This is a genomic window from Streptomyces sp. MnatMP-M17, from assembly GCF_900091995.1.
Taxonomy (GTDB): Bacteria; Actinomycetota; Actinomycetes; order Streptomycetales; family Streptomycetaceae; genus Streptomyces.
Window position 1 is genome coordinate 1 of record NZ_FMDK01000259.1, and the last position, 6404, is coordinate 6404.

At 69.5% G+C, this 6404-nt stretch carries 3 protein-coding genes; all 3 read right to left on the bottom strand.

Going from position 1 to position 6404, the window contains the following annotated elements:
• Positions 1–333: 333 nt before the first annotated feature.
• The 3 genes from GA0115259_RS12455 to GA0115259_RS12465 all read right to left on the bottom strand — a co-directional run bounded on the left by GA0115259_RS12455 (position 334) and on the right by GA0115259_RS12465 (position 6139).
• A complete protein-coding gene (locus GA0115259_RS12455) occupies positions 334–1473 on the bottom strand; it encodes an ROK family protein (protein ID WP_093595196.1) in 1140 nt (379 codons plus the stop codon).
• A 209-nt stretch (positions 1474–1682) separates the two neighbouring features.
• The gene (locus GA0115259_RS12460) at positions 1683–4982 is read right to left on the bottom strand and encodes a PQQ-dependent sugar dehydrogenase (RefSeq protein ID WP_256097982.1); all 3300 of its coding nucleotides are present in this window, start codon (positions 4980–4982) and stop codon (positions 1683–1685) included.
• Positions 4983–5170: 188 nt separating this feature from the next.
• The gene (locus GA0115259_RS12465; protein WP_093595200.1) at positions 5171–6139 is read right to left on the bottom strand and encodes a sugar phosphate isomerase/epimerase family protein; all 969 of its coding nucleotides are present in this window, start codon (positions 6137–6139) and stop codon (positions 5171–5173) included.
• Positions 6140–6404 lie beyond the last annotated feature (265 nt).

Here is a 6404-nt window from a genome sequence, read left to right on the forward strand (position 1 = left end):
AGATAGGAGCGGGTGCGGCGGCCCGGCCACCGGGCCGCCGCCACCGCGGGCCAGTACCGCAGATGGTGTTCCGGCGGGTGCCGCTCGGCGAAGTCCAGGATCTGTGCGACCGTCCCCTGCGACGGTACGAGTTCCAGCAGCGCGACGGCCCGCAGCGCGCCGTCGGCCAGCATGTCCGGACCCTGCTCCAGGCACCACAGGGCCGCTTCCTCCGGGTCCGGCGCCAGTCGTACGACGGCCTAGCGTAGTGGGTCCGTGCTGCCGAGGGGCTACGCCGCCCGCTGCGTCGCCATCCGCTCCAGCGCTCAAGGCGGCCGGTGCGGTGCCGCGGTGTCAGGAAGGTCCGCCGTACGCGAGTTCGCTGGCCAGGAGCGCCGCGCCGACGACTCCGGCGCGCGGGCCGAGTTCGGACATCACGATCGGCAGATTGCCCGTGGCGAGCGGGAGCGAGCGTTTGTAGACGACGCTGCGGATCTCGGCGAGCAGGAGATAGCCGAGCCCCGACAGACCGCCGCCGATCACAATCATCGACGGATTCATAAAGCTGACCAGAGTGGCGAGGACCTGGCCGACGCGATGGCCGCCGGCCCGGATGAGATTGACGGAGGCGTTGTCGCCGCCCGTCGCGCATTCGGCCACATCCACGGCGGTCAGCGTGCCCTGCGCGGCGAGCCGGTCGGCGAGGGCCGGGGACTGACCGGAGCGAGCCGCCTCCATGGCGTCACGGGCCAGCGCGACACCGCCGAAGTACGCCTCCAGACAGCCGGTGTTGCCGCAGGAGCAGACGGGCCCGTCGGCCTCGACCTGGATATGGCCGATGTCCCCGGCGCAGCCCTCCGCGCCCCGGTATATCCGGCCGTGGTGCTGCATGCCGGAGCCGATTCCGCTGCCGATCTTGACAAAGAGCAGATGGTCGACGGACCGGGCCACTCCGCTGTGTGCCTCGCCGAGGGCCATCACATTGACGTCGTTGTCAACGACCACCGGACAGCCGTGCTCGCGCGCGAGGGTGTCACGTACGGGATAGCGGTTCCAGCCCACCATGATCGGCGGCGAGACCGGTACACCGTTGCGGAAGCTGACCGGTCCCGGCAGACCGATGCCGATCGCGTCGAGATCGGTGTAGTGGCCCTGGGCGCGCAGCTTGTGCAGGAGTTCGCTGACGCGGTCCAGTACGGCGACCGGCCCCGAGCGGATGTCGGCGGCCTCGGAGTAGGCGGCCACGGGTTCCAGACCGCCGTCCGTGATCTCGATGTCGATCGAGCTGGCGCCGAGATCGACGGCGGCGAACCGGAGGCCGGGATCGAGCTGGACGAGGGTGGAGCGACGGCCGCCGCGCGAGGCGGCCGGGCCCGCCTCCAGCACCATTCCGGTGGCGACCATACGGTCGAGTTCGGCGAGCAGCCGAGGGCGCGGTACTTCCATTCTGTCCGACAACTGGGCCCGGGACAGTGGGCCGTTGTCGCGCAGCATGCTCAATACACGGTACTGAACGCTCACGGGCTCCACTTCCTCAAGGCACCATCGGGACGTCCGGCCGGCCGCTGGTCGCTATCGGCTGTTGGCCATTGTCAACGGATTACTGTTCGATCGTATGAAACTTTCGCTCATCCTGCCAAAAGTTGTCCGAAGCGCTGCCCCTGCTTTCGGGACAGCGCTTCGGACAGTGCTTCGAAGAAGCGTCAGTCGGTGAGCTCCCCCTTCACGGCCCGTGCGTCACGCGCGAGGGCCGCGCGCGCCGCCGCGTCGTTCACCAGGGCGGTGTCGGCCGCCGAGGTGGCGAACGATTCCAGCACCGCCGCCGCCTGGCTGATCCGCCCGGCCTCGGCATGTGCCCGTGCCTGGTCGAGCCGGACCGTCAGCCGCTGCTGGCCCTGCGCGGTGATCAGGCCCTCGGCGCGCAGCCGCGGGATCAGCGCGTCGAGATCGGCGAGGGACGTGCTGGTGGTGAAGTGCACGGTCCTCGTCGTGGTGTTGCCCGCCCGGTCCTGGGCCGTGACCTTGAGGTCATGGCCTCCCAGCGGGAGCCGCCAGAGCTGTACGGGCTGACCCGAGGTGACCGCCGCTCCGTCCAGGGTGGCGGTCGCGGTGGCTCCGCCGGAGACCGCGTCGGTGGCCGTGACCACCGGCGCCGGCTGCTTGGAGTCGCCGTAGGTGCCGTCGGCGTCCAGACCGGTGACCGTCACCGAAGGCCCGGACTTGTCGATCCGTACGGTCAGGCTGCCGACCTCGGAGACATTGCCGCCGCTGTCGGTCGCCCGGTACAGGACGGTGGTGGTGCCCTCGGTGGAGAGGGTGACGGCGGCATTGGCCGACAGCCATGTCGTACCGCCGTTGACGGAGTACTGACGGCTGCTGACCGTGCCGTTGTCCGTGGCGGTGACGTTCAGCGACACATTGCCGGTGTACCAGCCGTTGCTCCCGCTCGGCTGCGCCGGGCTGAGCGTGGCCGTCGCCTTCGGCGGTGTCTTGTCGGCGACGCCGGGACCTTGGAAGGTCAGGGCGTCCAGATCGACACCGCCCGAGGTGGTGACGAACAGCTCTCCGCTGCCGGAAGGCCGGTCGGACAGAGCCGTGGTGACGGTCTGCCAGCCCTCACCGGCCGGTACGGACACGGTCGCGAACGGGGCCGCGTCCACGGAGTTCCAGCGCAGCGCCAGGGTGCCGGCGCCGGAGGCACGCGTCTGCACACCGGTGATGCCGCTGAAGGAGACCGGATCGTAGGAGATCCAGTCCCCGGCGTCGAAGGACGTCACCTTGCGCTGGCCGGAGGCACCGGTGTCGTCGGTGATCGTGACGCCCTGCGCGGAGTCGTAGTGCTCGGCCTGCATCAGCGCCGGGTTGAGCACCACCTGGGCGTCACCGGTGGCCGGCGGAACACCGCCCGCGCCCTTGTCGGTGTAGGTGATACCGAGGACGCCGAAGACGTTCTCGGTGTCTCCGTGCCCGGCGTCGGCCGGTGTCACGACCGCGCCCGAGCAGCCGGTTCCGCTGTTGACCGGGTGGCCGTGCTGGTTGTGCCCGAGACCGAAGGTCCAGGCGACCTTGGCGCAGTCGGCCGTGTTGCCGTCCTCGACGTCCTCGACCTCGACTCCGTACGGCACGGCGTCGCCCCAGTTGAAGAACCCTCCGGTGGGCGGTGAGGTGATGCCGATCGTCGGGGCGGTGTTGCCCACCGTGATCTGACGGCTCGACAGCCCGATCTTGCCCTGTGCGTCGGTGACCTTCAGCCGGGCCTGGAACTGCCCGTTCTCCGGATACGTACGGCTGGCCGTGGGCCCGCTGGCGTCGAAGGTGCCGTCACCGTCGAGGTCCCACTGATAGGTGAGCTGTCCGCCGTCCGGGTCGCTGGAGTCGGTGGCGTCGAAGGAGACCGACAGCGGTGCCTGGCCGGAGGTGCGGTCGCTCTTGATCACCGCGGTGGGCGCCTTGTTGCCCTCCGCGTAGTCGATCCGGTAGAGACCGGCGTCCGGGTTCTGGCGGAAGAATCCGTCGCCGTAGTCCAGGACGTAGAGCGAGCCGTCCGGACCGAACTCCAGGTCCATCGGGTTGTCCCAGGGCGGGATGCCGTTCTCGGAGCGCTCGCTGTTGGGGAGTACGTTCTCCAGCTTGGTGACCGGGCCGTCCGGTCCCGCGAGGGTGAAGGCCGCCACATAGTCCTGGGAGAACTCGCCGAGGAACGCCTTGCCGTCCCAGTACTCGGGGAACTTGCCCGGGGAGGGATTGTCCGCGTCGTAGTGGTAGACCGGACCGCCCATCGGCGCCTGGCCGCCGGGTCCGCCGGGGCCGCGGAACGCGGTCAGCTCGGGCCACGGCTGGTCGGTGTCGCGGTCTCCGTACCAGAGCGTGGCCGCGGTGGACGGAGGCAGCTCGGTCAGACCGGTGTTCCAGCGCGAGTCGTTGACCGGCTTGGCACAGTCGAAGGCCGGGCCCGGGGTGAGCGTCGCGAAGTCGAAGTCCCGGTAGGGCTTGGTGTTGTCACCCGTGCAGAACGGCCAGCCGCTGTTCAGCGGCTTGGTCGTGGTCTGCCATTCGACATATCCCATGGGACCGCGGTTCGGATCGGCCGTGCCCGCGTCGGGACCGTAGTCGCCCCACATCACGGCGCCGGTCGCCTGGTCCACCGCCAGCCGGAACGGATTGCGCAGGCCCATCACAAAGATCTCGGGACGCGTCTTGGCCGTACCGGGCGGGAACAGGTTGCCGTCCGGGATGGTGTACGAGCCGTCCTCCGCGACCTTGATACGGAGGATCTTGCCGCGCAGATCATTGGTGTTGCCGGAACCACGGCGCTCGTCGAGCCCCGGGTTGTAGGTGGGCGCGTCGTTGATCGGCGTGTACCCGTTGACATTGGGCCCCGACGCCGGTGTGTTGCCGCCCGTGGCGAGGAAGAGGTTGCCGTTCGCGTCGAAGTCCACGTCTCCGGCGACATGGCAGCACTGGCCGCGGTTGACGTCGACCCGGATGATCTCCTGGGCGGTCGACAGATCCAGCTTGTCACCGGTCCACTTGAAGCGGGTGAGGGTGTCGTAGCCCTTCCACCGGTCCCAGTACGAGTCGGTCTCGCCCGCGGGCAGTTGCTGCGGGGCCGAGCCGGCCGGAGTGTTCAGCGGCGGCGAGTAGTAGAGATAGACCCACTTGTTGGTGGCGAAGTCCGGGTCCAGGGTGACGGTCTGGAGCCCCATCTCCGAGTTCTGGTACACATCGATGTGGTTGACGACCTTGGTCACACCGCTGCCGGGATCGGTGAGCCGCAGATCACCGTTGCGCGCGGTGTGCAGCACCCGGCTGTCGGGCAGTACGGCGAGGTCGATCGGCTCGCCGGTGTCCTTGGTGAGGGTGACCTTCTCGTAGTTCGCCCAGTCCAGGGCGTGTTCATGGTTCTCGTGTGCCTGGGCGGCGGGCGCGAGGGCCACCATGCCCAGCGCGGGCATCGCCGCGAGCAGGACGCCTGAGATCAGACGTCTGAGGGTACGGTGCACAGGGATGCGTCTCCTTGGTCGCTGGCGGTCAGGAGGGTGCGCGACCGGGGCCGGCCCGTCGGCCGTACCGTGACAGCGGTACGGAGCTCCGGCGGGCCGGGCCCGGTGGGGATGCGTGCGGGTGGGGGCTCTCACGCTCTCGATCGGTTCGGTCCTGCGGGGCCGCTCTCGGTGAGGGCGGCCGGCTGTCAGTCGAGCAGGCTCTTCAGCGCGGCGAAGCTGCGCTCGGCGGCACCGAGGGAACCGGGCGGGTTGGGCTGGGTGTTGGGCGCCGTGTCCTGCTCCCAGATACCGATGTGGGCGGCGCGCGGACCGATGTCACGGACGAACTTCTCGTACGGCAGATCGCCCGCGCCGAACTCGACGATGTCAAAACCGTCGGCCTTCGAGGGGTTGGTGTCGCCGTCCTTCATATGGAACAGCGGGTAGCGGTAGGGCTGGTTGCGCACATACGCGGCCGGATCGAAGCCGGGCCAGCGGTGCTGGCCGACATATGCCCAGTAGATGTCCATCTCCAGATAGACATGGCGCGGATCGGTGTTCCTGAGGAACACGTCGTACAGCCGCACCGAGGGCTGGTCGGTGGCGAAGGCGAACTCGCCCGCGTGGTTGTGCTGGTAGAGCTTGAGGCCCCGGGCGGTCGCCGCCGCGCCCCAGGTGTTGAACTCCTCGGCGGCGGCGAGATAGCCCGCGACCGTGTTTACGTTCGACGGCGCATTGGCGGTGCCGATGTGCGGCATACCGAGGATCTGCGCCGCGTCCAGTTCGGCCTGGAGATTGCTGCGCAGATTGCCGATGCCGACATGGCTGCCGACCGCGCGGAGCCCGTTGTCGTCCAGCAGTCGCCGGATCTCGGGGATCGTGATCTGCCGGCCCAGGATGGAGGTGTTCTGGGTGTATCCGGCGAACTCGATCTCGCGGTAACCGATACGGGCCAGCTCCGGCAGGACGACGCCGAAGCCGAGCGCGCTGACCTTGTCGCGGATGCTGTAGAGCTGGATACCGATGCGGTCCTTGGGGATGGACAGGCCGCTGGTCGCGGCGGAGGCGGTGGCCGCCGTCGCTCCGGTGACCGAGGCGGCGGCGAGCGCCACGGTGGTGCCCACGGTGGCGCGCAGGAAGTCCCTGCGGTCGAAGGACTTGTGCAGATGGCCCATGGCCACTCCTGAGGGAGGAAGTGAGATGAGAAAGGTCTGAGGGCGCCGCGCTGCCGAGGCCGCGGTGCGGAGGTGTCGTGCTGCCGTGCTGCTGTGGGCTACGGCGTGTCAGAGACGGGTCGCGCCGGCGGCGTGGGCGGCGGCACGGGCCTCGTCGGCACGCCCGGCGGCCTTCTCGGCCAGGTCGTTCCCGCGGTCCTGCGGAGCGGCCTTGGCGGAGCGCGCGGCGGCGGCCGACACGGCGGCGGTGGGCTCGCCGGGTATG